The organism is Intrasporangium oryzae NRRL B-24470 (assembly GCF_000576595.1).
GTDB classification, from domain to species: domain Bacteria; phylum Actinomycetota; class Actinomycetes; order Actinomycetales; family Dermatophilaceae; genus Intrasporangium_C; species Intrasporangium_C oryzae.
Genome location: NZ_AWSA01000133.1, coordinates 1 through 341 on the forward strand (window position 1 = coordinate 1; position 341 = coordinate 341).

The 341-nt window shown below is 69.2% G+C and carries 1 protein-coding gene; it reads right to left on the minus strand.

The genetic code is table 11. From position 1 onward, the window contains the following. Positions 1-341: N,N-dimethylformamidase beta subunit family domain-containing protein (locus N865_RS23180; protein WP_034810305.1), on the minus strand; the 341-nt coding region annotated here is incomplete at both ends.

Here is a 341-nt window from a genome sequence, read left to right on the forward strand (position 1 = left end):
GCGCTCGAGCCAGCGGATCATCGGGTACTCGGCACCGAAGAGGTAGTTCTCCGGACGGTTGTCGCGCGTCGTGAACGGGCGGTTGTAGCTCACCTTGTACGCACGACCCGTTGGGCCGGAGTACAACGAGGCCCGCTCGGCCGTGTTGTACGCCTGCCACGTCGTGTCCGAGGTCTGCACCACCAGGTCGGTGCGCCGCTCGTCGTCACGCACGACGAACGGGATCTGGCCCATCGCCCCGGTGTCGGCCCGCTTCAGGGTCGCGACGTACACCCCGGACGTGGCCGTGGCCGGGACCTGCCAGCTCGCCGACACCGCCCACGTCCCGCAGTCGACGAGGT